Raw genomic sequence first — 22,908 nt, 5'->3', positions numbered from 1 at the left:
TTACTTTCACCAGATGTCTAATGATTTGACCGAAAACGACTCATGATACAAGCCCCTAAATTTCTTTATGAGGATCATTAATTTTGAATTTTGAATTTTGAGCGTTCGCGCAGCGTCTCGTAGAGAAGCGACGTGACCTTAACGCGAAGCTCTGGAAGTGACTGATTTTTGCAAATTAGCTAAAGCGCGATTGTAATCCAAAATAGCCGTGACTCGATTACCTTCTGCTCTTGTCAGGTCATTTTCAGCAGAGATCACCTCTGTTTGAGTGCCTACACCAGCTTGAAACCTCAGCCTTGCTAAATTCAGAGCTTCTCTGGCTTGATTTAAAGCCACACTAGAAGTCTGCACATTATCTAAATTGGATTGCAATTTAGAGTAGTACTGTTCTACATCAAAGCGAATTTGGTCGCGTTGGTTAGCAAATTGAGTCTCTGCGATCGCAATATTAGCTTTCGATTGAGCCGCACGCGCTCTTGCTACACCCCCATCAAACAAACTTAGATTTCCTTGAATTGCTGCGGAATACCCATCAGTAATGCTGACGCCATCGTTATACCGATCTAACACGTTGTAGCTGCCAGCCAAACTAATTTGTGGCCCTAGCTGTGAAAGTGCCTGTCGTCGCTGTTGCTCATAAATATTACGTTGTGCTAAAAACTGTTGTAATTCTGGACGATTTTGAAATGCTTGGACAATACTTTGTTCTACTGTCTCCGGCCAAAGACTCGATAATTCTACGGGATCGGCGGCAGTGATATCAACTGACTGCGACAAACTTAACAGAGTGGCAATCTGACGACGGGCAATGCGCTGTTTTGAGATAGCATTAGTCAGAAGTTGTTGGGTATTTGCTAAATTCACTTGAGCTTGCAGCACATCAAATTGCGTACCTACTCCAGCACTTAGTCGAGCTTGAGTATCCCGCAAACTAGCCTGGGCATTTTCCACAGCAGACCGATTAATTCTTACTTCTTCATCGGCTTGTTGCAAATCGTAGTATTGAGTGGTGGCATTCAACCTAATTGTGAGAGACTGACTTTCAACATTCAATTCATCCACACGTAGTTGTTCTTCAGCTGCTCGGATGGTTGCCTCTCGATTGCCGGAAGTATAAGCATTATAGTTCAGTTGTGCTGAACCATTGAAAGAAGTGCTGGGTTGAGATGAATTGCTAACAAAACCATTACCACTGTTGGTTAGACTACCATTGATTCCCAGAGTAGGAAATAAGGCAGCTTGAGACTCGCGTAGAGATGAACGACTGCGTTCTAGCTGTAATATGGCTACCTGTAAGTCTCGATTGTTGCGTTGTGCTAGTTCCAAAGCTTGTGTCAAAGTGATTGGCACAGTTCCCTGAATCTTTACTTCTTCAGGTTTGGTAGGAAATTGGAGAGGATTGGGATTAGGGTTGAGGTAATCAGGAGCCTGTACAGAACTTGAGGAATTCTGCGGTTTGGGGGGAGTTGCAGCACTGGCTAAAGCTGGAAAAAGAATAGCGATACTTGACGGCAAGGCTACAGCAAACGCGACACTAATCCAGGTAGAATGCACGAAAAACAAGCTGAAATTCATAATCTAGATGTAGTCATTAATTGGGTTTCTTTGAGGATAAAATCAAAGTTTTTATTCTGATTAACCTACATAATTTTAAATTGTAAATCTCCCCTCAAATGGTTGATATTAACAAATTAGCCGACAATCAAACCATCCTGAACTCGGATAATCCTTCTGGTTTGAGCAGCAATATCTGGCTCATGAGTGACAATCACAATGGTGATTCCCTGGTCATTAAGTTCAGTCAACAAGCTCATTACCTCATGGGAAGTTTCAGTATCTAAAGCTCCTGTTGGCTCATCTGCCAAAACTAATGCAGGCCGGTTGACCAAAGCACGAGCGATCGCTACCCGTTGTTGTTGTCCGCCAGATAGTTGACTAGGACGGTTACTTATACGTCCCCCTAATCCTACCTTTTCTAAGGCTTCTAATGCCCTTTCTCGGCGTTTTGGCTTGGGCAAGTTAGCGTAAACCATTGGTAACATCACGTTTTCCAATGCTGTCGCCCGCGCCAATAGGTTAAATTGTTGGAACACAAAACCAATTCTTTGGTTGCGGATATAGGCTAATTCATCATCATCAAAAGTCGTCAGGTTTCTGCCTTCAAAAATATAATCTCCAGTCGTGGGACGATCTAGACATCCCAAAATATTCATGAGCGTGGACTTACCGGAACCTGACGCACCCATAATCGAGACGTATTCCCCTTCTTCAATAGAGAGTTGAATTCCCTTCAGTATTGGAACACTAACTTCTCCCAAGTGGTAAGTTTTAGTAATAGATTCCATCCAAATCATTGTTGGCATAAGGGTTAAAAGTTATGGGTTATGAGTTAGGAGTTTATAATTTGGAGTGGAGGGTTTGTAATTACGAATTACGAATTACGAATTATTCAGTCGCTTCTTAAAGCGGTGATTGGATCTAATTTAGAGGCATTCCGTGCTGGAATCACACCAGCAATTAAGCCAACGGTTAACGAGAGTCCAAAGCCAGCAATGATCGACAAGAAAGAAATTATAAACGGAAATTTGAAAATGCTTGAAGCTATAAAGGCTAATAAAATACCAACTGTCATACCAATGCATCCGCCAACAATGGAAATCACGATCGCTTCGGCTAAAAATTGATTGAGAATAGCTGAATTAGTTGCTCCTACGGCTTTGCGAATCCCGATTTCTCGTGTCCGCTCAACTACGGAAACTAGCATAATGTTAGCAATACCAATGCCACCAACCACCAGAGAAATTCCAGCGATCGCTACCACCATGACTGTAAACAAACCCACAACACTAGTGAAGGTACTAACAATATCAGCTTGATTAGTCAGCCGAAAATCATCAGCTTGTGGCGGATAAATGTTATGACGCAGCCGTAAGAGATTGGTAACTTGAAATTGAGCGGCTTCTAACTGTTCCTGATTAGCGCCTTTGACTAAAATTCCATTTACAGAAACGCCTACCAGGGCATTGTTCCCAACCAGTCTTTTTGACATAGTAGTTAGAGGGATGAAAATCTGGTCATCTCGATCCATCGGCCCCTGAGAACCTTTAGGTTCCATTATCCCAATTACTTCATAAGCCTCTCCCTGAATCCGAATTCTTTCACCGATGACATTGGCTCCCTGGTCAAAGAGTGTTTTTTGAACTGTGGGGCCAAGAATGGCAAACTGTGCGGCAGTATCTAGTTCTTCTTGAGTAAAATATCTCCCTTGTTGGGGGTGAGTATTTCTGACTTCTGGGTAGTTTAAATCTGTGCCATAAATGGTTGTTGAGGTGTTCTGTCCAGCATAGACAACTTGGGCGCTGCGTTGGAGATAAGCAGAAACCATCTGTGCTGATGGTGCTTGTGTAGCGATCGCTTTAGCATCTTCCCAAGTCAAGGTACTGCTAGAACCGACTCCTTGACGGACATTCCCACTTCTAGCCGCACCCGCCAAGATTTGGATGACATCTGTACCCAATGCTTGTATCTGTTGCTCAACCCCCTTTTGTACCCCTTGACCGACAGAAGTAATGGCAATAACTGAAGAAATCCCAATAATCACGCCCAACATAGTTAGACTTGTGCGTAATTTATTACTCCACAAAGTCTCTGCCGCCATTGTCAAGATTTCCAGAAACGGTACTGTGCGAGTATTTTTAGCTTTGGAAAAGCCCTTAAATATCTTAAACATAAGGTTTTATTTAAAGAAGAATGCAGAATTCAGAATTCAGAATCAATTAGTGGAGGAATTAAACACACATATTTATCCGCTAGTCAAACTCGAATTCATACTGAATTCTGACCCCTGACTCCTGAATTCTTTATTGTTAAAACTAACTTTAAGGGGAACCACCGCCGGCACGACCTCCGCTGCCACCTGCTCCTCTGCCACCACCGCCACCGCCTCCACCTAGACCAGGGAAAACTCCTCCTCTTGGTGTTGATTGCGGACGCGATCCTGGTGGGAAACTGAGTAATACTCTTTCATCTCCTGTCAATCCAGACTTAACTTCGGTAAAGTTATTCGCAGTGACACCAGTCTCAATGGGAGTAAACACAGGTCTGTTATTCTTTCCTGCTACAAAAACGCCTGTGGCATTTTCTTGGCGCACCACAGAGGCCGTTGGTACTACTAGAACATTTGCAACTTGACCGACTTGAAAATCTACTTCTGCATTCATCCCAGACCGTAGTAGTCTTTGAGGGTCTGAAAGTGATACTCTCACTTCAAAGCTGGTAACGTTTTGCTCTACTATTGCTTGGGCAGCAATTTGGCTCACTTTACCTTCAAAGGTTTTTCCTGGGTAGGCATCTGCTTTAATCGAGACTTTTTGACCAAGGCTGATTTTGGAAATATTTGTTTCCGCTAAATTGGCGACAACTTCATTGGTTGAAGCTAGAGACAAGATTGAAGAAGAAGAAGAAGAAGCGACTTCACTACTAGCAGTTGTGGGTGTCACGAAAGCACCTGGATCGGCATATTTCTTTGTCACCACACCATCAAAGGGCGCGCGAATCACCGTATCGTTGATTTCGGCTTGGATGTTTTGCAGCGATCCACGAGCCGATGTTACCTGGGCACGGGCTGCGTTAATATCTTCTTGGCGCGTTCCGGCTTTAATCAGTGCTAAAGCTTGCTGTCTCTGCTTCACTACAGCTTTTGCTTGCTCAATATCTTCTGGACGTGACCCGGCTTTTTGCAGAGCCAGTGCTTGCTGTGCTTCATTTACATTCGCTTGGGCACTGTCACGATTAGAACGATTTTGGTTAAGAGTCTGAAGGGAAATACCGCCTGCATTATAAAGTTGTTGATTCCGAATAAAATTATCTTCTGCTTGGCGAAGAGCGGCTTGAGCGCTTTGCAAGCGTGCCTGTGCCTGGCCAATATCTTGAGAGCGATTGCCTGTTTGTACCTTTTGCAGATTCGCCTCGGCTTCGTCTAATACTCCTTGTGCTTGAGCAATATCTTGAGGACGATTACCAGCGATCGCTTTTTGCAAATTCGCCTCGGCTTGTGCCAATTGTCCTTGAGCAGAGGTGAGTTGCCCCCGCAGGTTGGAATCATCCATGTAGGCGACAATCTGTCCTTGTTTGACAATATCTCCTTCTTTCGCCAGTAGGCTTTTCAAGATACCGGAATTTTTCGGACTGAGGTTAATTGACCGCTCAGGTTTGATTGTTCCGTTCGCTGAAACTGTGATTGTTAAACTTTGCCTTTCTACAGGCTTTGTCAGTACCCGGCGTCTAGCTTCTTGACGGGGAACAACCGTTACTTGGTAATAAACGGCATAGCCAATTCCACCCACAAGGCAAAGAGCTATTAGCCAAGAAAGCCAATTACGTCTGCCCTTTTTTTTCTTTACCTCTGGAACTAATGCTGAGGAATCTACGGTATTTGGTGTATCAATTTTCATGTCCACTTTGTCTATAAAGAACAGCTACCGAGCTAGTTATTCACGGCTAAAACTATAGCCTGGTAGCGCTATACTGACAATGATTTTGGGTTTTTAGTGTTTTAAAGGTTTATTTGCAATACTAATCCATCAGGAAGTCTGAAGTAATCATCACGTACTCTCACTAATCTTCCAGCAGGAACAATTTCTTGATTGGGAAGAAGAATATCGCCGTTGGGAAGTCGGAAGTAACCTTGATTACGCAGTCTGACTATGGATCTAGAAGGAATAATTTGCCCATTGGGGTATCTGATGTCTCCATTCCCAAGTCTGACGACTCTGCTATTGAATTGGTTGTCACGGTTGTCACGATGATCACGGTTCCAATTATCCCGCTCTCTAGGGTTTCTGACTTGTACGGGATAAGGTCTGCCGTCGCGGTTCCAATTATCCCTGTCTCTAGAGTTTCTGACTTCTCCAGAATTGGGTCTACCGTCGCGGTTCAAATTGCGTCTGTCTACTGGTGTTCTAACTTCTCTAGAATTGGGTCTGTCATCGCGATCGCGATCTTGATCCCTTTGAGCAATAACCTGGACTTTCGTCTGGGCATTTGCAGGCGCAGTTAAGAGAGTAGGAACAACGATCAAGGCAGTAGCAGCTAAGACTATCGATAAACGGTTGGCTTTCAACATGAAATTAACTCCTTATTTGCATTAAAGTTCTATTTTGCTTAGGTTCGGATTCAGTAATTTAAACAGTTGGTTTTGTTTTGGCATCAAGATGTCTAATATTTACTTATCCGTATAAATTCATACATACCGATTATCACTCAAAAATTCTGAATCTATGTATGACCAAAGTCATTAGTAAGCCCAGACTGATGTATGACCAAAGTCATAAGTTTTTCTAATGGGGATTGGGGACTGGGGGAATGAGGGAAATAATAAGGTAATATTTTCTTCCTCTGCTCCCTCTGCTCCCTTGCTCCTTTGCCTCTTACCGTCTCCCTTTCCCCAAGATTGGTGAGATTTTGCTACCGTCAACAGCGCAGATCGTTTAAGCTAGCTGAAAGATTCTTTGATTAGTGGCTTAAAGGCGGTAGTGTGCCTAAACATGTACGTTTGATTTCTTTTCTAATGATCTGTAGTTTGTGGAGTATGCCAAAAGCCGCTAACGCGCAGGCATTAATACCCCACACACTGCAACTAGATGCGACAAAGTTAGAGAAGCAGGGGTTGAGCTTGGCACAAGAGGCAGCTCAACTAGCTCAGTTTCAACAGGTTGACTTAGCTTTGCCACGAGCGCGGCTGGCTAGTCAGCTGGCTCCTGGCAATGATAAGGTATGGTTGCTGTTAGGTGGATTGCAACTGCAAACTAAAGAGTTTGACGGGGCGATCGCTAGTCTAAAAAAAGCGCAATCTATCAACCCCAAAAATGGTGATATTTTGTTTGCTTTGGGTTCAGCTAATTTTCAACAGAAAAATTACCAGGCTGCTGTTGTCAATTACCAAGATGGTTTGAAGTTAAAACCCAACGATCCAGAGGGTTTATTTGATTTGGGTAATGCTTACTATTTGCTGGGTCGATTACCAGATGCGATCGCCCAGTACGATAAAGCAGTATCCCATGATAAAAAATTCTGGCCAGCGCTTAACAATATTGGCTTAATCAACTACGAGCAGGGTAACATCCCCGAAGCGATTAAGCGATGGCAATCGGCTGTAACCCTTGATAAACAAGCCGCAGAACCTCTATTAGCCTTGGCAGTGGCACTCTATACTAAAGGCGATCATCAACAAGGGCTAACCTTGGGAGAAGCTGCACTCCGTATCGATTCGCGCTATGCTAATTTGAATTTCCTCAAAGAAAATCTTTGGGGCGATCGCCTCCTGTCTGATACGAAAAAATTCCTAGAATTACCCCGTATTCAAGCAGCCATACAGCAACGAGAAAACTCATCATCAGCGCCTACGCCTAAAAAACAGCCTACTCAATAGGAGTGGGGAGTAGGGAGTAGATGGGAAAGAAGTAATTTTTCATTCTCCCCATTCCCCACTCTCCATTCCCCTCTTGCATAATAGTACCTTTTCGTAGTACATATATACTAACAAATACAGGAACTAGTCGCCCAAAAACATTGGCGGGCGAGTATTCCTGAAATAAGTCGTTAATTCTCAGTGTTAGTCTATGGGTAAAAGTGCGATGATTTGGTCAACAAACTGTTGATGGTCAACAACTGGCTTAGAAATGTAGCCATCAGCACCGCTTTGCTTGAGAAAGTTCTCGCGATCGCCTTCCATAGCATGTGCCGTCACCAAAATCACAGGTAAGTTTGCTGTTTTTGGATCGGATTTTAACATCTGTGTAATCTTGATTCCATCGACAGACTTACCTTGATAAACACTTCTGGATAGAGAAACATCCATCAAAATCAGGTCGGCTTCCCCTGATTGGGCAATTTTTATGACTTCTTCAACATTTTCAGTGTGTTTTACACCCAAGCCACCACGCTTGGACAAAATTTTGGAAAAAACACGAGCATTAATTAGATCGTCTTCGACAATTAAAACAGTTTTCATGAGAATTTTAGTTATAGAGGTGAGGAGATTCAAGAATTCCAGAATTCAAAATTAACAAATGCAATCATTGTAAGTATCATGGCTACTAAGTTTATGTAGATTATACTCGTGTGCATCCTTTTTAATAGTCAATTGCATCCTCGTCATCAAGGATGATACTACTGCTTTTTTTCTGTGACTATCAAAATTTTGTTATGAATCCTATTTCATCCGTTATGCTGTGGTTGCCGCAGTGTTGAGTTCCATCGGCTTTTGTGTAGTTAAATTTCAGGGAAAAAACTCATGGCAAAACAGTTAAACCTTCTCTCAACGGGACAGGTAATTCCAACAGCCCTGCATACCGAGATGCAGCGGTCTTATCTAGAATATGCCATGAGCGTGATTGTCGGGCGAGCGCTACCAGACGTGCGTGATGGCTTAAAACCAGTGCATCGCCGCATTTTGTATGCAATGCACGAACTCGGTTTAGTACCAGATAGACCCTATCGAAAATGTGCCCGTGTAGTGGGTGATGTGTTGGGTAAATACCATCCCCACGGCGACCAATCAGTTTACGATGCTTTAGTTAGGCTGGTGCAGGATTTTTCTAGCCGCTATCCTTTACTAGCAGGACACGGTAACTTTGGCAGTGTCGATAATGACCCGCCAGCGGCGATGCGCTACACAGAAACGCGCCTCGCACCCATCAGCCATGAGGGAATGCTGACAGAAATTGGGGAAGAAACTGTGGAATTTGTCGGGAACTTCGATAATTCCCAGCAAGAACCAACGGTGTTACCTGCTCAGTTGCCGTTTCTGTTGCTTAATGGCTGTTCTGGTATTGCCGTAGGCATGGCAACCAATGTACCACCACACAATTTGGGCGAAGTTGTCGATGGGTTAATTGCCTTAATCGACAACCCAGATTTACCAGATGAAAAATTATTTGAGCTAATTCCAGGGCCAGATTTTCCCACTGGTGGAGAAATAATCGGTGAAGCGGGAATTAGGGAAGCATACACCACAGGTAAAGGTGGAATTCTACTGCGGGGAGTCGCAACTCTGGAAGAAATTCCAGCCAGCAGGGGAAGTAAGCGACGGACGGCAATTATCATTACAGAATTGCCTTATCAAGTGAATAAGGCTGCCTGGATTGAGAAGGTAGCGGACTTAGTAAATCAAGGACGTTTGCAAGGAATTTCCGATCTGCGGGATGAAAGCGATCGCGAAGGGATGCGGGTGGTAATTGAACTCAAACGCGATACCAATCCCCAAGAAATTCTCCAGCATTTATATCACCAAACTTCTTTACAGATGACTTTTGGGGCGATTCTCCTCGCAATAGTGGATGGACAACCCCGCCAGTTAAGTTTGCGCCAACTGTTGCAGGAATTTTTGAAATTCCGAGAAGAGACGCTGAACCGTCGCTACAATTACGAGTTGGGTAAGGCTCAAAGTCGCGTGCATTTAGTAGAAGGTTTGCTGAAAGCGCTATCTAATTTGGATGAGGTAATTCAAATTTTGCGCCAAGCTCCCGATGGCAGTACGGCAAAAATTAATCTTTGTAGCCAACTAGATTTGAGTGAGGTACAAGGAGATGCAATTCTCGCTATGCCGTTGCGCCGCCTCACTAGTTTAGAACAGCAAAATTTGCAGCAAGAATTTGAGCAGATCAGTGGACAAATTAGTTTGTTGGAGCAATTACTCAACGATCGCCACGAATTATTGAAGGCACTGAAAAAAGATTTGCGATCGCTCAAGCGCAAGTACAACGATCCCCGGCGGACGAAAATTGGAGAGGAACAAAAGTCTAGGGTAGAGGAGCAGAAGTCTAGAGCAGAGGAGGAAGAGGAACTTAAATCTTCTGAACCAGCAGAGGAAGCGGTTTTAGAATTTACCCAACGGGGTTATGTTCGCCGCACTCAACCATCTGGGAGAAAGTCAAAAACTGAAAATGGTCTGCACGATAATGACTTCATTATCCAAACTGTGTTGACCGACACCGGGAAAGACTTGCTAATACTAACTGGTGGCGGTAAAGTCTATCCGGTGAATGTGGGAGAAATTCCCCCAACTACTGGGCGTTCTCCACGGGGAAAACCTTTGATTACGATGCTCAGTAGTACTGCTCAAGGCGCTCAAGAAGCTGTAGTCAGCCGCTTTTTGTTGCCAGAAAATCTCGAAACTAGACAGATGATTCTCTTAACAAAACAGGGAAGAATTAAGCGTCTGTCTCTGGAAGAATTTACTAACCTGACTCGGCGCGGCATCACGATTTTGAAGCTCAAAGATGATGATGAATTATCATTTACCCAGTTCACAGCTCCAGGGGCGCATCTGATTTTAGCTAGTTCCGGTGGGCGAATGTTACGGTTTGCAGTCAATGATGAACAATTGCCGATCATGGGACGCACAGCGATGGGTTTACAAGCATTTCGCTTATTGAAAAATCAGCAAATGGTTGGCTGTGTGACTGTCGGTAAAGATGATCAACTGCTTCTAGTTACTCAAGAAGGGTATGCAAAGCGGATGGCTGCGAGTCAGTTACGAGCGGCTAATCGCGGTGATTTAGGCACGCAAGCACTGAAATTTGCTAGCAAAACTGACAACTTAGCTGGTATGGTGATGGCGATGCCTTCGGCGGGCTACGCCAACGCATCTGGCGAAGTGGCTTTAGTAACGAATAAGGAGCGGGTCGTGCGAATACCTGTGGAAACAGTGCCGCTCTTAGGTAGAGATGTCAAAGGTGAAAGCATCCTCCAACTCAGCCGCGATGAAAAAATTATTACTGTCGCTGAAGTGCGATCGTAAATTAGGGTGATGTTCAACTTCCGACAAGCCAACTTGCAGGATTTAGAGGCGCTAATCCAGCTGCGTCTCGAACTCCTGCGGGAGGCTGGCGATATTAAAAGTGACTCGGACACCACAAACTTAGCAGAAGCAACTCGAAAATATCTTGGTGAAAAAATGCCGTTGGGTGAGTTTTTAGCTTGGGTAGCTGAAGTTGATAGTCAAATTGTTGCCACTAGCGGCTTGGTATTTTTTCAACGACCCCCCTACAACGAAAATTTCTCTGGCTTAGAAGCCTACGTTATGAACGTTTATACAATTCCGATGTGGCGCGGACAAGGAATTGCTACAGCATTGTTAAAGGAAATTATCAGCTTTGTGAGAGCAACTGAGGCAAAACGCCTCTGGCTTCACACCACTGAGGATGGTAAACGTATCTATGAGAAGCTTGGTTTTGTCTCAACTTCAAAAGAAATGGAAATTATCTGGTAATGACTTAAATTATCAATAGATTTTTATCTTAAAACAACAAAGTCTTTATAAATCAGCTATATAAATAAATTACTTGATAATAATTTCAACAAAATTAGAGATAATCGCTGTAAAAGTTTGAATAACATCTCTTCTACCTCAGTAAATCTCACTGGAGGCAGATGTTTTAATTTGTATAAATAGCTATTTCTATTGATGTCAAGGTATGGAAACAAAAGTATAAAAAATGTTGCTTTTCTAAAAGTATTTGTTATATTAGTTTACATAAGGCAATAAACCTTAAAAATTAAGTTTGGAGTCCTAACCATGACAAATGCAAGCACAACAAAAGTCACCACTCCTATAATTGAAGATCGCAACGCTTGGCGTTGGGGCTTTACCCCACAAGCAGAAATTTGGAACGGTCGCTTGGCAATGATTGGCTTTTCAGCAGCCATTTTGGTTGAAGTTTTTTCTGGTCAAGGCTTCCTACATTTTTGGGGCATCCTGTAAGTTTTAATATCTAAGATGACCTATAAATAAAAAAACCTGGAGTGCTAATTCACTACCAGGTTTTTATTTTTTGTCTGTCATTAGTCAGTTGTCATTTGTCCTTTGTTTATTTACTAATGACCAATGACTAATTACTACCGAATATATTCCTTGAGAACGCTGTTGCGATTTGGATGGCGTAACTTGCGGAGTGCTTTCGCCTCAATTTGACGAATCCGTTCGCGGGTGACGTTGAAAATCTGGCCGATTTCCTCAAGAGTTTTCATCCGACCATCATCCAAGCCGTAACGCAATCTGAGAACATCGCGTTCGCGGGGGCTGAGACTGTCGAGGACTTTTTCAAGGTCTTCGCGCAGAAGATTTTTGGAAACTTGGTCTTCTGGTGTCTCACCATCGGATTCAATAAAATCGCCCAATCGAGAATCTTCTTCTTTACCAATAGGCGTTTCTAGTGAAATTGGTAACTGAGCAGATTTTGCAATGAACCGCAGCTTCTCAATGGTCATTTCCATCCGAGTGGCGATTTCTTCTTCAGTGGGTTTGCGACCCATCTCTTGAGATAGTAACTTGGTAGTTTTCTTAATTCGAGAAATGGTTTCGTAAAGGTGAACTGGAAGACGAATGGTGCGGGATTGGTCTGCGATCGCACGGGTAATTGCTTGACGAATCCACCATGTTGCATAAGTGGAGAACTTATAACCTTTTTCGTGGTCAAACTTTTCAGCGGCACGAATCAAACCGAGACTGCCTTCCTGAATTAAGTCCTGGAACGACAAACCACGATTCATGTATTTCTTAGCAATTGAAACTACAAGACGGAGGTTAGATTGCACCATCTTGTCTTTCGCCCGACGACCAACATGGAGGCGATAACGAAAGGCTGGTAGTGGCAGTTGTACTGCTTCTGCCCATTCACTATCTCGAGGATCGCGATCTAATTGTTCGCAGAGTCTTTCGCGGACTCTCTCTAATTCCAGCAAATCAGCGATTTTCCGCGCCAATTCAATTTCTTCGTCTGCCCGCAACAGCCGAATTCTACCAATTTCTTGCAAGTAAAGCCGAATTGAATCTTCTGTGTAATGCTTTTTCTTGCTTTGTGTCCGACGACGCGATTTAGCGGCTTTTCCAGACTTTGCGTCGTCCTCATCAGACTGAGGCTCTAAAAATTCCTCGTCACCTTCATCGATGATCAGCAAGTCCTCTTCATCGTCTATTAAGAGTTCTTCTAACTCGAGCTCAGGCTGATTTATTATTTCTAGGTCAGGCTGATATATGCTTTCGAGTACGTTGTTAGCCTGGTTCATGCCGCGTTCCTCATGCTCCTTGCAGAATCAATTACTCAAGATGTGTTTACTGCTCTTTTAAACGAGCCAATTGTCAACCGAAAATAAGCTTTTTGGCAGATTTGCCAGATATATTTTCGGACGTTTTACTCCTTTGGTAGGAGGGGTTTTTACTTTAGTTTCAGCAATTACTAAAGGTGACTTGCTCACTTTCGTAAATATTATATGTGTTGCCATCACATATTGCTTTCAACTAGCTGGTCAAATAAAGACTTGCCTTTTTCAAAAAATTTGCCACTCTATACAAATGTGTTCAGACTGTTGGCAGATTTTCCTATAAAGACTCTTCCGATTGTAGCCTGTTTCACAGAAATTGCACTCTTTTTGTGTATTAATCATGAATTCATTAAGCAACTTTTAGCCACTTTCACCAAAAAGACATTAAAAACGGGATTAATACCCTGAAATTTTTTTTCCACTTTTCGGAATTGCAGTGACGTTCTTATGACATTACGAAGTAAGTACGTTTGCTTTTGCCGAATTTCATGTATTTTACACAACATTAATTACTGAGGAAGAGTGCATTTTATGTTAACTCAGACTATTAATCTTAACCTACCCATTTTTACATTTCCTTCATAAATTACGCATCCCTTAGACTCAAGTGGGTCTTGACCTTGGGTAAATACAACAACGGTGGTGGTGCTTGCCTGAAAGCAGTTAACCTTCTGCGTACTAACTACCTTAACTGAGGAGTTGAGGCGGTGACAGAATCGACCAGATCGGAGATCAATTTAGGTTTCACTAATTCGGCCTTATTCACACGTTAGCGCACTGTGGCGATTTCAGCCCTATGAAAGTTGACAAACTCTTCTTATTGTATACAAGGATATTTTAATCAATTCAAAAACATTTTGTCCTGCGAATTCGCCAATATAGTCCTATCTTAGGCAAAAGTACATTAGATACATACGATACAATCGCGATCGCCACGACTCTACATGAAGATATTAACAAGTTTTCAGACTTCTGGTGTGTACTTCCACCAGCCATCACACAGAACCCAGAAGATTACTTGATGATTTTAGTTACAAAGCTTTTTTACGTAACTTAATTGTAAATTTAAATACTTTTATTTCGGTGGGTTTCTGTCATCTTATGATGAGAAATCCTCAAAATACTTATTAATTGCGGTTTGATAGACGATATTCAGTTATTTTCTGAGGTTATAACAAACGTGTTTCTAGTTTAGGCGAAATTAATCAGTGAGTCAGAGCAAAGAGTATTGTCTAGACTCTGCCTTCTAACGAAGTTGGTAATTTTGCTAGCACTCAAACATTAATTTTTTGGAAAAATTGACAATATGTAAATTATGTGTATCTGTCTAACAGGGATTTAGAATTTTTGTAGTTATGTAGTGTTAAAATACTACTGATTGTGTGACAACTCAACCTAAATTTTTTTAATTAATTGTTAGCGTCTAGTTTAAAGTTAGGGACTTCCAAATAAAAAATATTCAATTAACTCTTGTAGGGTGGGCATCTTGTTTGCCCGATGAACTGGGCGGGCAAACAAGATGCCCACCCCACAATCATATTGGAAAAATATTAGTGCAAATTAAAGGCAACAACAGCTTACTTCAATGCGAGAGATCCCAATACTGCTCGCTTTGTGCATTTTTAACTCAGAATTTGGTTTTGGGAAAAGGTTAAAGGTTAAAGGTTAAAGGTTTTTTCTTTCCCCTTTCCCCCACCCCTTATCCCCAGAGGGGCCCCACCTTCCCCTTTTCCCCAAAACCCGACAAGTATTGCGACAGATCCCCGACTTCTCAAAGAAGTCGGGGATCTTGTTTTTGAAGAATGACTTAGGAATGCTGGTATTAGATATCTAGATCGGTGAAGTTGAGCTTAGAACCATAGGTTTCGATGAATTCTCGTCTGGGTGCGACCCGATCGCCCATTAAAATTGTGAAGATGCGATCGGCTTCGGCGGCATCCTCAATTTCGACTTGCTTCATTTTACGAGTTTCTGGGTTCATGGTGGTGTCCCAGAGTTGTTGTGGCATCATTTCACCCAAACCTTTGAAGCGTTGGATGGTGTAGTTGGCGTTAGCAGGAAATTTGGCGATCGCTTGATTTTTTTCGCGATCGCTATAGCAATACTCATGATTACGTCCCCGTTCTACTTTAAACAATGGGGGACAAGCAATATAAATAAAGCCTTGTTCGATGAGTGCCCGTTGATATCGATAGAAGAATGTTAACAGCAAAGTCCGAATGTGCGCTCCATCTACGTCAGCGTCAGTCATGATGACTATCCGGTGATAGCGTAGTTGAGTGGAATCGAATTCATCACCTTTAACACCTAAACCAAGTGCTGTAATTAACGATTGAACTTCGTTATTTTTATAGATTTTCGCGTCGTCGGTTTTTTCAATGTTAAGAATCTTACCACGTAGAGGCAAGATTGCTTGAGTGCGGCGATCGCGTCCTTGTTTGGCACTTCCACCTGCTGAATCCCCTTCCACGATGAATATTTCCGATTCGCTAGGGTCACGAGAACTACAATCAGCCAATTTACCAGGTAATGGCGAAGATTCTAGCACCGATTTGCGCCGAACTAACTCCCGTGCATGACGCGCTGCTTCTGCGGCTTTGAAGGCTTGGATAGCTTTATCTAAAATTGAGTCTGCTATGGCTGGATGAAATTCTAGATATTCTGTGAGGACTTCTCCTACCAAAGAATCAACAATGCCCCGAACTTCAGTGTTACCGAGTTTGGTTTTGGTTTGTCCTTCAAATTCTGGATCTGGGACTTTAACAGAAATTACGGCTGTCAAACCTTCGCGGACGTGTTCGCCACTGAGGTTTGTTTCATTCTCTTTAATTTTATTGCGCTTGCGAGCGATCGCATTTAATGTCCGAGTTAGAACTGCTTTTAAGCCTTCTAAGTGCGTACCACCATCCACGGTGCGAATATTGTTAGCAAAACCTAGTACATTATCCGTGTAAGCATCAGTACACCATTGCAATGAAACTTCCACTTGTACGTTGTTCCGTTCCCCTTGCACATAAATAATTTCTTCATGCAGTGGTTGCTTCTCGCGGTTCATGTACGCAATGTACTCTTTAATGCCACCCTTGTACTCGTAGGATTCTACCTTGGGTGTATCACTTTTTATTAATTCCAGACGGTGGTCAGTAAAGGTAATTTTGACACCTGCATTCAGATATGCTAATTCCCGTAGGCGACCTGATAAAGTGATGTAATCAAACTCAATACTAGTAGTGAATATTTGGGTATCTGGTTTAAAAGTAACAGAAGTTCCGCTTCTAGCTTCTTTGTAAGGCTTGACTTGTAGTTCGGTAACTGGTACGCCCCGTTCATAGCGCTGGACATGAACTTTTTTATCTCGCCAAACTGTAACTTCTACAACCTCAGATAGGGCATTAACAACAGAAATACCAACCCCGTGCAATCCTCCAGAAACTTTGTAGCCACCGCCGCCAAACTTACCACCGGCGTGCAGTACCGTCATCACGGTTTCCAAAGCCGATTTCCCGGTTCGCGAGTGAGTATCGATGGGAATACCGCGACCATCATCTGTTACAGTAACGGAACCATCAGCGTTAATATCTACCTCTATATGAGTGCAATAACCCGCCAAAGCCTCATCAACCGAATTGTCCACCACCTCGTAAACTAAATGGTGGAGTCCTCGCGGGCCGGTAGTACCGATGTACATTCCTGGTCTTTTGCGGACGGCTTCCAGACCTTCCAGAACTTGAATCTGATCGGCACTGTAACTGCTCGTCATGTAAACTCTCCTGATGTGTGGGGTTGAACTCGCCAAAAGGCAAATAAAAGTAAAAACACTCCAAAATTCTAACACAAAAGCCTTGTTGGCGTCTGTAGGGCATTTTCAAGAGAAGTTTATACAGGGGTTGGAGTCCCATTAGAGAGGGGCAAAGGAGCTGGAAGTAGGGGAAGCAGGGGAAGCAGGGGAGGCAGGGGGAGAAATAACTAATGCCCTATGTCCCATAACCAATGACTAATGACCAATGACTAATGACTAAATTAATTGTGATTTGTGGAGCAACGGCAACGGGGAAATCGGGTTTGGCTTTGGCTTTGGCGATGCGGTTGGGTTCTGTAATTCTCAGTGCTGATTCTCGTCAAGTTTACCGTGAGTTTGATATTGGGACGGCGAAACCAACTGTGGCGGAACAAAAATTAGTGCCGCACTATTTAATAGATATCTGCGCTCCCACAGACACAATGACGGTAGCAGACTATCAGCTACAAGCACAAGCCTTAATTAATTCTCCCCCATCTTCCTCATCTCCCTCATCTCCTCCACTTCTACTAGTTGGTGGCACTGGTTTATACATCCGTTCTATTGTTCGAGGGATGAAAATTCCGAGAGTTGCACCACAAACGGAATTGCGATCGCAGCTTGAATCTCTAGGTCAACTACAACTCTACGCTATGTTACAACAAGTTGATCCAGCTGCCGCACAAAAAATTCATGGAAATGATTTAGTGCGGACTTTACGAGCATTAGAGGTATTTTACGTCACCGGATATCCCATTTCAGAACAGCAAGGGGAGAATCCACCGAATTATCCGATTTTGCAAATTGGGTTAGATTGCGATGTTGAAAAGTTAGATGCTCGGATTCAACAGCGTACTGAGCAAATGATAGCAAATGGTTTGGTTAAAGAGGTGGAGAATCTTTGTCAAAAATATGACGCTGATTTGTCTTTGTTGAATACTTTGGGCTATCAAGAAATTAAGCAATATTTGGCTGGGGATATTTCTTTAGATGAAGCGAAAGAATTAATAGTTTTGCATACGCGACAATTTGCCAAGCGACAACGTACTTGGTTTCGAGGATATCCACAAATTGAATGGTTTGATGCCAATGATCCTGATTTATTAGAGAATGTTTGGCAGCGTATAAATGAGTTTATAAGTTGCACAAGTTCGTGATAACTTTTTTACTCACGCAAAGACGCAAAGTTTTTTGCGTCTTTACGCCAGTGTCCTATAGAGTGTCAGGATCTACGCCCATAGCACGCAGCCTTTCTGCTAGCAATTGGTTACGTTGTGCTGCTTGTTCGGCGCATTCTCGTTCTTGTTCGGCACGTTCTCGTTCCTGTTCGGCGCGTTCATCTCCAGTCGATAAAATATTACCATCTTGGTAGCACCAGCGTAACCAAGTATCTTGTCTATCTTCAAATTTACCTTCCCATAGAGTTACGCCTAAACCAACTTGTTCTAACCAATTTTCTGAAGTTTCAAAGTAGCGCCTTCCTCTGAGTTCATAAATGTGTAGTACTTTTTCTCCTAATTGCTGATTTGGGTCATATACGATGTAGTAACTAGCCCGCATGTGTTCATAAATTTCTAGCTTTTTGCCCAGTTCATCACCTTCTTGATTAGAGACAATTTCGAGGACAAATTCTGGAGGTTTGCCAAAACGCCAAACCATATAACAACGATTTTCTTTTTCCCACTAATTTTGAGATAATTGCACATCAAAGCTAAGAAAAACGTCGGGTACAATTGCGGGTTGTTCATCTGTATGGTAAATACCGACATTGGCTGCTGCTAAAAAATTTTGCTGCTGTAAAGAACTGTAAAGAGAACTAATTAAAAGGCGTTTCTGTTTGGAAGTAGCAAAATTATCTAAAGTTTCATTTTCAGTGACTAGCTGGTTGGCATCTGGCACATAGTAATCATCATCATTGATTAGAACTTGCTGAACCATGATTTTATCTGGTATTTGAGAATGTAATCCTACTCTTCTACTCTTCTTTGTGCCATTCTTTAACAACAGCTATTGCAACGTTAAGGTAAGGATTATCAAGCAACTCTTCGAGTGCCTTTTCCCCTCCGGCTTTTAAAGCTCTCACAATCCTACTTCTTTGATCTAGAGGAATTTCATAAGATATTATGTTTTGTTTTTCCGCCTGAGTCGCATTAGGTTGATTTTTATCAACTTTTTCTAAAATTCGCTCTATGTCTTTTGCAAATTGAGATAAATCTTGCTTTTGTTCAGATGTATATTGAACAAATTGTTGAGTGTTTGTATTTGTATTTGTACCCTGATTACCAATAGTTATGTTTGAATTAGGCTGGTTGAAATTGTTAGTATTATTCATATTCGCTCTTCTAGTTTTAGACTGATTATTAGCGTTATGGAGATAAACATTAATATTAGGTAATGAATTACCTAATTTATCATCCAAACTTTTGGACGTTTGAGGATGAGAATTTTCTATTCCCTTACTTTTTCTTTGTAATTTGTTATTGTTTAGATTTTGATACCTTTTAAACAACAAAAATATACCCAGAGGAATAGTTAGTACAGCCAAGATAAAAAGAATTTTTCTCCAGAGGTCTGGAATGGGTACAGGGTCTAGTCGCTCTGGGCTGGTTATAGGAGTAACGATGCTTGGACTAGGCGCAGGATAACTCTTATCGCTGTAATAGCTCAAATCTTTTTGAATAAAATCCTGAAAATATGGATTGTTCAATATTTTAAGCTTTGTGCTGCCAAAAGATTTAATTTCGGCTGATCTCAGCAAAGAATTTATAGCTTCCAATAGCTGCTTATTTTTAGCTTCATCTGTATGAAAAACCACTACTCCATATTCTTCATTACTTATCAGCCAAGGTATTCTAGAATATTTTTCTACTCCTGCTTCTTCATTTAATTTTTTTAAAACGCGCGTCACTATTATTTCATCATTAAAGTAGACATCAATGTTTTCGTTTTTTAATTGATTTATTCCATCCTGATTATTTCTTAATTGTATAATATTTTTATCCTCTAATGAAGGGTAAGCTTTTTTTACTATATCTATAGTAGTTGTTTTACCAATGAGGCCGAATTTTAATGTTTTAAACTCATTTCCAGGAGAAAGCTTTTCGATATTTTTCTTCAATAGTAAAGCCGTTGCACCTGTCCAACCAAAAGTTTCTGAAAATTTACCATTTAGGAATTTACCATTTATAATATCTTGTAGACGGATTTCTTGTCTGCGTCCTGGGGTTATGGTGTTAGAACCGCATGCGGCATCAAGTTTTTCATTATTAATTCCTCTGCCTTTAAAACGAAAGTCTCTTACCATCTCTACGATTTCTATCTTCAGAGATTTTTGGTTTTTCAAGCTTTCTATTAAGGCAGAACAGTAACCTTTCCAACTAGCTCCTTCATCATCATAATAGCTAATAGGGCTAGATGTTTTAAGAAGACCAAAATAGTACGTTTTTGGCTCATTTACTCCTACCTCATTACCACTATTTTTTGCTATTTGTGTGAAAGCAGGATAATTTAATAATAAAATTACTACCGTTACCAGTATGTTCAGTAAATAGTGGAGCTTCCTATCATAACTCAGCTTCATAGTGGGTGTTAAAGATAAATAAAGCTTCTAATAACCTTACAAATTACCTCATGAAATTGAATTGATTTTCAAAAAATACTTAGAAAAATATGTAATTATATTTAGCAATGTACTTGTAACAATTTATGTGAAACTACGCAAAAAATAATAGTTTCCTAAAACTATGGTTTTTTCGTAAATATATCTACTATATTATCGTGAGTGACAGGAGAAATTGTACTTGAGTTCCTCTTAATTTCTCGAAAATACTCACGTTTATCATTTTTACTGCTAAATCAGCGCAGAATAAGCTGGGTTGGACTAAGAGCGTTAGCAAAGTTTGTCCGAAGAGCATAAGTCAGTAATTAACAGAATACTAAGTTTCATGACCGTTTAAATCAATCTATCTATGAGAAGTGCAATACGCAAAAGGCGTTAAACTTCGCTCATGGAACTTACTCTACAACAAACACGATCGCTTTTACTCACTCTTGACTGCTATTCTTGCAACAATAGTAATTACAGCTATACCAATCAGCCTGCAACATCTACCTTGAACTTTAATAAAGTATGCTTGCTCAAGATAAAAAACAACGCAACTGGAAACCCATTCTCAAAGCATTCGAGGCTATCCTTGGCAAAAATGGTGTGGTGCAACGCCGCGAAGAACTGATTACCTATGAATGTGATGGTTTAACTGGCTATCGCCAAAGTCCCGCTGTGGTGGTGTTACCCAGAACTACAGAACAAGTTGCCCAAGTGGTGAAGATATGCAATCAATATTCTATACCCTTCATCGCGCGCGGCTCTGGCACTGGTCTATCTGGTGGTGCTTTACCAGTGAAAGACTCTGTTTTAATTGTCACTTCCTTAATGCGGCAAATAATCAATATTGACTTGGAAAATCAACGGACAGTTGTACAACCAGGGGTGATTAATAGTTGGGTAACACAAGCCGTTAGTGGTGCTGGATTTTACTACGCACCTGACCCTTCTAGTCAAATTATCTGCTCTATTGGGGGCAATATTGCCGAAAATTCTGGTGGTGTACATTGTCTTAAATATGGCGTCACCACTAACCATGTTTTGGGATTAAAAATTGTCACGCCGGAAGGGGATATTATCGATTTAGGCGGACAAATCCCAGAAATGCCTGGTTATGATTTAACCGGTGTTTTTGTTGGTTCTGAAGGCACTTTAGGAATTGCCACAGAAATTACTTTGCGAATTCTCAAAAGTGCAGAATCAATTTGTGTGCTGTTGGCAGATTTTACTAGCATTGAAGCTGCGGGAGCAACTGTTTCTGACATCATCAGCGCCGGCATTATTCCTGGTGGGATGGAAATGATGGATAACTTCAGCATCAATGCAGTTGAAGATGTTGTTGCAACAAATTGTTATCCCCGCGATGCTACTGCAATTCTGCTCATAGAAATTGACGGTTTAGAAGTGGAAGTTGCAGGAAATAAGCAGCGAGTTACCGAAATTTGTAAAAAGAATGGTGCGCGTAATGTCACTTCTGCTACTGACCCAGAAACCCGATTGAAATTATGGAAAGGACGCAAAGCAGCTTTTGCGGCGGCTGGACATTTAAGTCCAGATTATTACGTACAAGACGGTGTAATTCCCCGGACTCAGTTGCCTTATGTTTTACATGAGATTGAGGCATTAAGTAAACAATACGGTTATCGTGTTGCTAATGTATTTCATGCTGGGGATGGCAATCTTCATCCGCTAATTCTTTATGATAATTCTGTGTCTGGAGCATTAGAGCAAGTAGAAGAAATGGGTGGAAAAATTCTTAAACTTTGTGTCCAAGTTGGTGGTAGTATTTCTGGCGAACATGGTATAGGTGCAGAGAAAAAGTGCTATATGCCACAGATGTTCAGCCAAGTTGATTTAGAAACTATGCAATGGGTACGGCAAGTTTTTAATCCTAAAGGTTTAGCAAATCCTGAAAAGATATTTCCCACACCACGAACTTGTGGTGAAGCTGCAAATGCATCGGTACTCAAACAATTTGAAGGTGTGGAAAGATTTTAATTTTCTGCACAAAATTATATCGCAAGGTGTAGGGGCAATTCATGTAGACGCGGAGCGGCTTCCCGCAGAGTATTGCCCCTACTGGTGTACCTCACGTAAACGAGAACCGCTATAGAGCTTTTAACAAATAGCTAATGAAGAAATCTTTTTGACAATTGAGAATTTTCAGGAAATTAAATAGATATTCAGCTAATTATTGCCGTTCAATCTTGACCAAGAATAGCGGTAACATAGGAATTCAAAAATTTAATATTTCACTATATCCTAAAAAGATAGTTGTCTATAAAAATTAACAATTTGATTAAGTTTTGTTGAGTTTACACGAATAATTCTCAATTATTCAACGAATTTATTGCGTTTCAGGGCTTGACTAAAAACAGTCACTTCTGATATTTTCAAATTACTCGATAAAATTAGCGCTAGC

15 protein-coding genes and 1 pseudogene are annotated in these 22,908 nt (G+C 41.6%); 7 read left to right on the top strand and 9 right to left on the bottom strand.

Annotation, left to right across the window (positions count from 1 at the left end; translation table 11 throughout):
- Window positions 1-138: 138 nt before the first annotated feature.
- The 4 genes from FD723_RS26160 to FD723_RS26145 all read right to left on the bottom strand — a co-directional run bounded on the left by FD723_RS26160 (window position 139) and on the right by FD723_RS26145 (window position 5,453).
- Entirely contained in the window at window positions 139-1,575 is a 1,437-nt protein-coding gene (locus FD723_RS26160) for a TolC family protein (protein ID WP_179067976.1), read from the bottom strand.
- Window positions 1,576-1,691: 116 nt separating this feature from the next.
- Window positions 1,692-2,363, bottom strand: coding sequence for an ABC transporter ATP-binding protein (locus FD723_RS26155; protein WP_306296992.1), 672 nt, complete (start codon window positions 2,361-2,363; stop codon window positions 1,692-1,694).
- Window positions 2,364-2,449: 86 nt separating this feature from the next.
- Entirely contained in the window at window positions 2,450-3,730 is a 1,281-nt protein-coding gene (locus FD723_RS26150) for an ABC transporter permease (protein ID WP_179067975.1), read from the bottom strand.
- Window positions 3,731-3,878: 148 nt separating this feature from the next.
- Window positions 3,879-5,453, bottom strand: a complete 1,575-nt coding sequence (locus FD723_RS26145; protein ID WP_179067974.1) for an efflux RND transporter periplasmic adaptor subunit — start codon at window positions 5,451-5,453, stop codon at window positions 3,879-3,881.
- 328 nt (window positions 5,454-5,781) lie between these two features.
- On the opposite strand from FD723_RS26145, the gene FD723_RS44210 reads away from it, so the two are divergent.
- Window positions 5,782-5,835, top strand: coding sequence for a hypothetical protein (locus FD723_RS44210; RefSeq protein ID WP_372743823.1), 54 nt, complete (start codon window positions 5,782-5,784; stop codon window positions 5,833-5,835).
- A gap of 700 nt (window positions 5,836-6,535) precedes the next feature.
- Window positions 6,536-7,429, top strand: a complete 894-nt coding sequence (locus FD723_RS26135) for a tetratricopeptide repeat protein (RefSeq protein ID WP_179067972.1) — start codon at window positions 6,536-6,538, stop codon at window positions 7,427-7,429.
- A gap of 183 nt (window positions 7,430-7,612) precedes the next feature.
- Here the strand turns inward: FD723_RS26135 and FD723_RS26130 are convergent, their stop codons facing one another.
- Window positions 7,613-8,011 carry a response regulator gene (locus tag FD723_RS26130; RefSeq protein ID WP_179067971.1) on the bottom strand — a complete coding sequence of 133 codons (399 nt, stop codon included), beginning with the start codon at window positions 8,009-8,011 and terminating at the stop codon, window positions 7,613-7,615.
- Between the two features lie 282 nt (window positions 8,012-8,293).
- On the opposite strand from FD723_RS26130, the gene gyrA reads away from it, so the two are divergent.
- The 3 genes from gyrA (at window position 8,294) to FD723_RS26115 (ending at window position 11,764) form a co-directional block, all read left to right on the top strand.
- Window positions 8,294-10,801 (top strand): DNA gyrase subunit A, encoded by a 2,508-nt coding sequence (gene gyrA / locus FD723_RS26125; protein WP_179067970.1) that lies wholly within the window; start codon window positions 8,294-8,296, stop codon window positions 10,799-10,801.
- A 9-nt stretch (window positions 10,802-10,810) separates the two neighbouring features.
- The gene (locus tag FD723_RS26120) at window positions 10,811-11,272 is read left to right on the top strand and encodes a GNAT family N-acetyltransferase (RefSeq protein ID WP_179067969.1); all 462 of its coding nucleotides are present in this window, start codon (window positions 10,811-10,813) and stop codon (window positions 11,270-11,272) included.
- Window positions 11,273-11,578: 306 nt separating this feature from the next.
- Window positions 11,579-11,764: a chlorophyll a/b-binding protein gene (locus FD723_RS26115; protein WP_179067968.1), complete on the top strand. Its 186-nt coding sequence runs from the start codon at window positions 11,579-11,581 to the stop codon at window positions 11,762-11,764.
- Between the two features lie 134 nt (window positions 11,765-11,898).
- Here the strand turns inward: FD723_RS26115 and rpoD are convergent, their stop codons facing one another.
- Together rpoD and gyrB are read right to left on the bottom strand one after the other, a co-directional pair.
- Window positions 11,899-13,068 (bottom strand): RNA polymerase sigma factor RpoD, encoded by a 1,170-nt coding sequence (gene rpoD / locus FD723_RS26110; protein ID WP_069073375.1) that lies wholly within the window; start codon window positions 13,066-13,068, stop codon window positions 11,899-11,901.
- A gap of 1,858 nt (window positions 13,069-14,926) precedes the next feature.
- Window positions 14,927-16,864: a DNA topoisomerase (ATP-hydrolyzing) subunit B gene (gyrB, locus tag FD723_RS26105; protein ID WP_179067967.1), complete on the bottom strand. Its 1,938-nt coding sequence runs from the start codon at window positions 16,862-16,864 to the stop codon at window positions 14,927-14,929.
- Window positions 16,865-17,115: 251 nt separating this feature from the next.
- Between gyrB and miaA the strand changes: the two genes are divergently transcribed.
- The gene (gene miaA, locus FD723_RS26100) at window positions 17,116-18,039 is read left to right on the top strand and encodes a tRNA (adenosine(37)-N6)-dimethylallyltransferase MiaA (RefSeq protein ID WP_179067966.1); all 924 of its coding nucleotides are present in this window, start codon (window positions 17,116-17,118) and stop codon (window positions 18,037-18,039) included.
- Window positions 18,040-18,094: 55 nt separating this feature from the next.
- Here the strand turns inward: miaA and FD723_RS26095 are convergent.
- Window positions 18,095-18,820, bottom strand: a pseudogene (locus tag FD723_RS26095) (Uma2 family endonuclease).
- Window positions 18,821-18,857: 37 nt separating this feature from the next.
- Window positions 18,858-20,462 carry a transporter substrate-binding domain-containing protein gene (locus FD723_RS26090; protein WP_179067965.1) on the bottom strand — a complete coding sequence of 535 codons (1,605 nt, stop codon included), beginning with the start codon at window positions 20,460-20,462 and terminating at the stop codon, window positions 18,858-18,860.
- A gap of 549 nt (window positions 20,463-21,011) precedes the next feature.
- Between FD723_RS26090 and glcD the strand changes: the two genes are divergently transcribed.
- Window positions 21,012-22,484 (top strand): glycolate oxidase subunit GlcD, encoded by a 1,473-nt coding sequence (gene glcD / locus FD723_RS26085; RefSeq protein ID WP_179067964.1) that lies wholly within the window; start codon window positions 21,012-21,014, stop codon window positions 22,482-22,484.
- The last annotated feature ends 424 nt before the right edge of the window (window positions 22,485-22,908 follow it).

It is taken from the genome of Nostoc sp. C052, assembly GCF_013393905.1.
Taxonomy (GTDB): domain Bacteria; phylum Cyanobacteriota; class Cyanobacteriia; order Cyanobacteriales; family Nostocaceae; genus Nostoc.
This window is presented reverse-complemented; position numbering and strand designations above follow the sequence as displayed.

Coding starts and splice junctions, on each gene's coding strand:
- FD723_RS26160 (WP_179067976.1), bottom strand. CDS start 1,575: ATGAATTTCAGCTTGTTTTTCGTGCATTCTACCTGGATTAGTGTCGCG.
- FD723_RS26155 (WP_306296992.1), bottom strand. CDS start 2,363: ATGCCAACAATGATTTGGATGGAATCTATTACTAAAACTTACCACTTG.
- FD723_RS26150 (WP_179067975.1), bottom strand. CDS start 3,730: ATGTTTAAGATATTTAAGGGCTTTTCCAAAGCTAAAAATACTCGCACA.
- FD723_RS26145 (WP_179067974.1), bottom strand. CDS start 5,453: ATGAAAATTGATACACCAAATACCGTAGATTCCTCAGCATTAGTTCCA.
- FD723_RS26130 (WP_179067971.1), bottom strand. CDS start 8,011: ATGAAAACTGTTTTAATTGTCGAAGACGATCTAATTAATGCTCGTGTT.
- gyrA (WP_179067970.1), top strand. CDS start 8,294: ATGGCAAAACAGTTAAACCTTCTCTCAACGGGACAGGTAATTCCAACA.
- FD723_RS26120 (WP_179067969.1), top strand. CDS start 10,811: ATGTTCAACTTCCGACAAGCCAACTTGCAGGATTTAGAGGCGCTAATC.
- FD723_RS26115 (WP_179067968.1), top strand. CDS start 11,579: ATGACAAATGCAAGCACAACAAAAGTCACCACTCCTATAATTGAAGAT.
- rpoD (WP_069073375.1), bottom strand. CDS start 13,068: ATGAACCAGGCTAACAACGTACTCGAAAGCATATATCAGCCTGACCTA.
- gyrB (WP_179067967.1), bottom strand. CDS start 16,864: ATGACGAGCAGTTACAGTGCCGATCAGATTCAAGTTCTGGAAGGTCTG.
- miaA (WP_179067966.1), top strand. CDS start 17,116: ATGACTAAATTAATTGTGATTTGTGGAGCAACGGCAACGGGGAAATCG.
- FD723_RS26090 (WP_179067965.1), bottom strand. CDS start 20,462: ATGAAGCTGAGTTATGATAGGAAGCTCCACTATTTACTGAACATACTG.
- glcD (WP_179067964.1), top strand. CDS start 21,012: ATGCTTGCTCAAGATAAAAAACAACGCAACTGGAAACCCATTCTCAAA.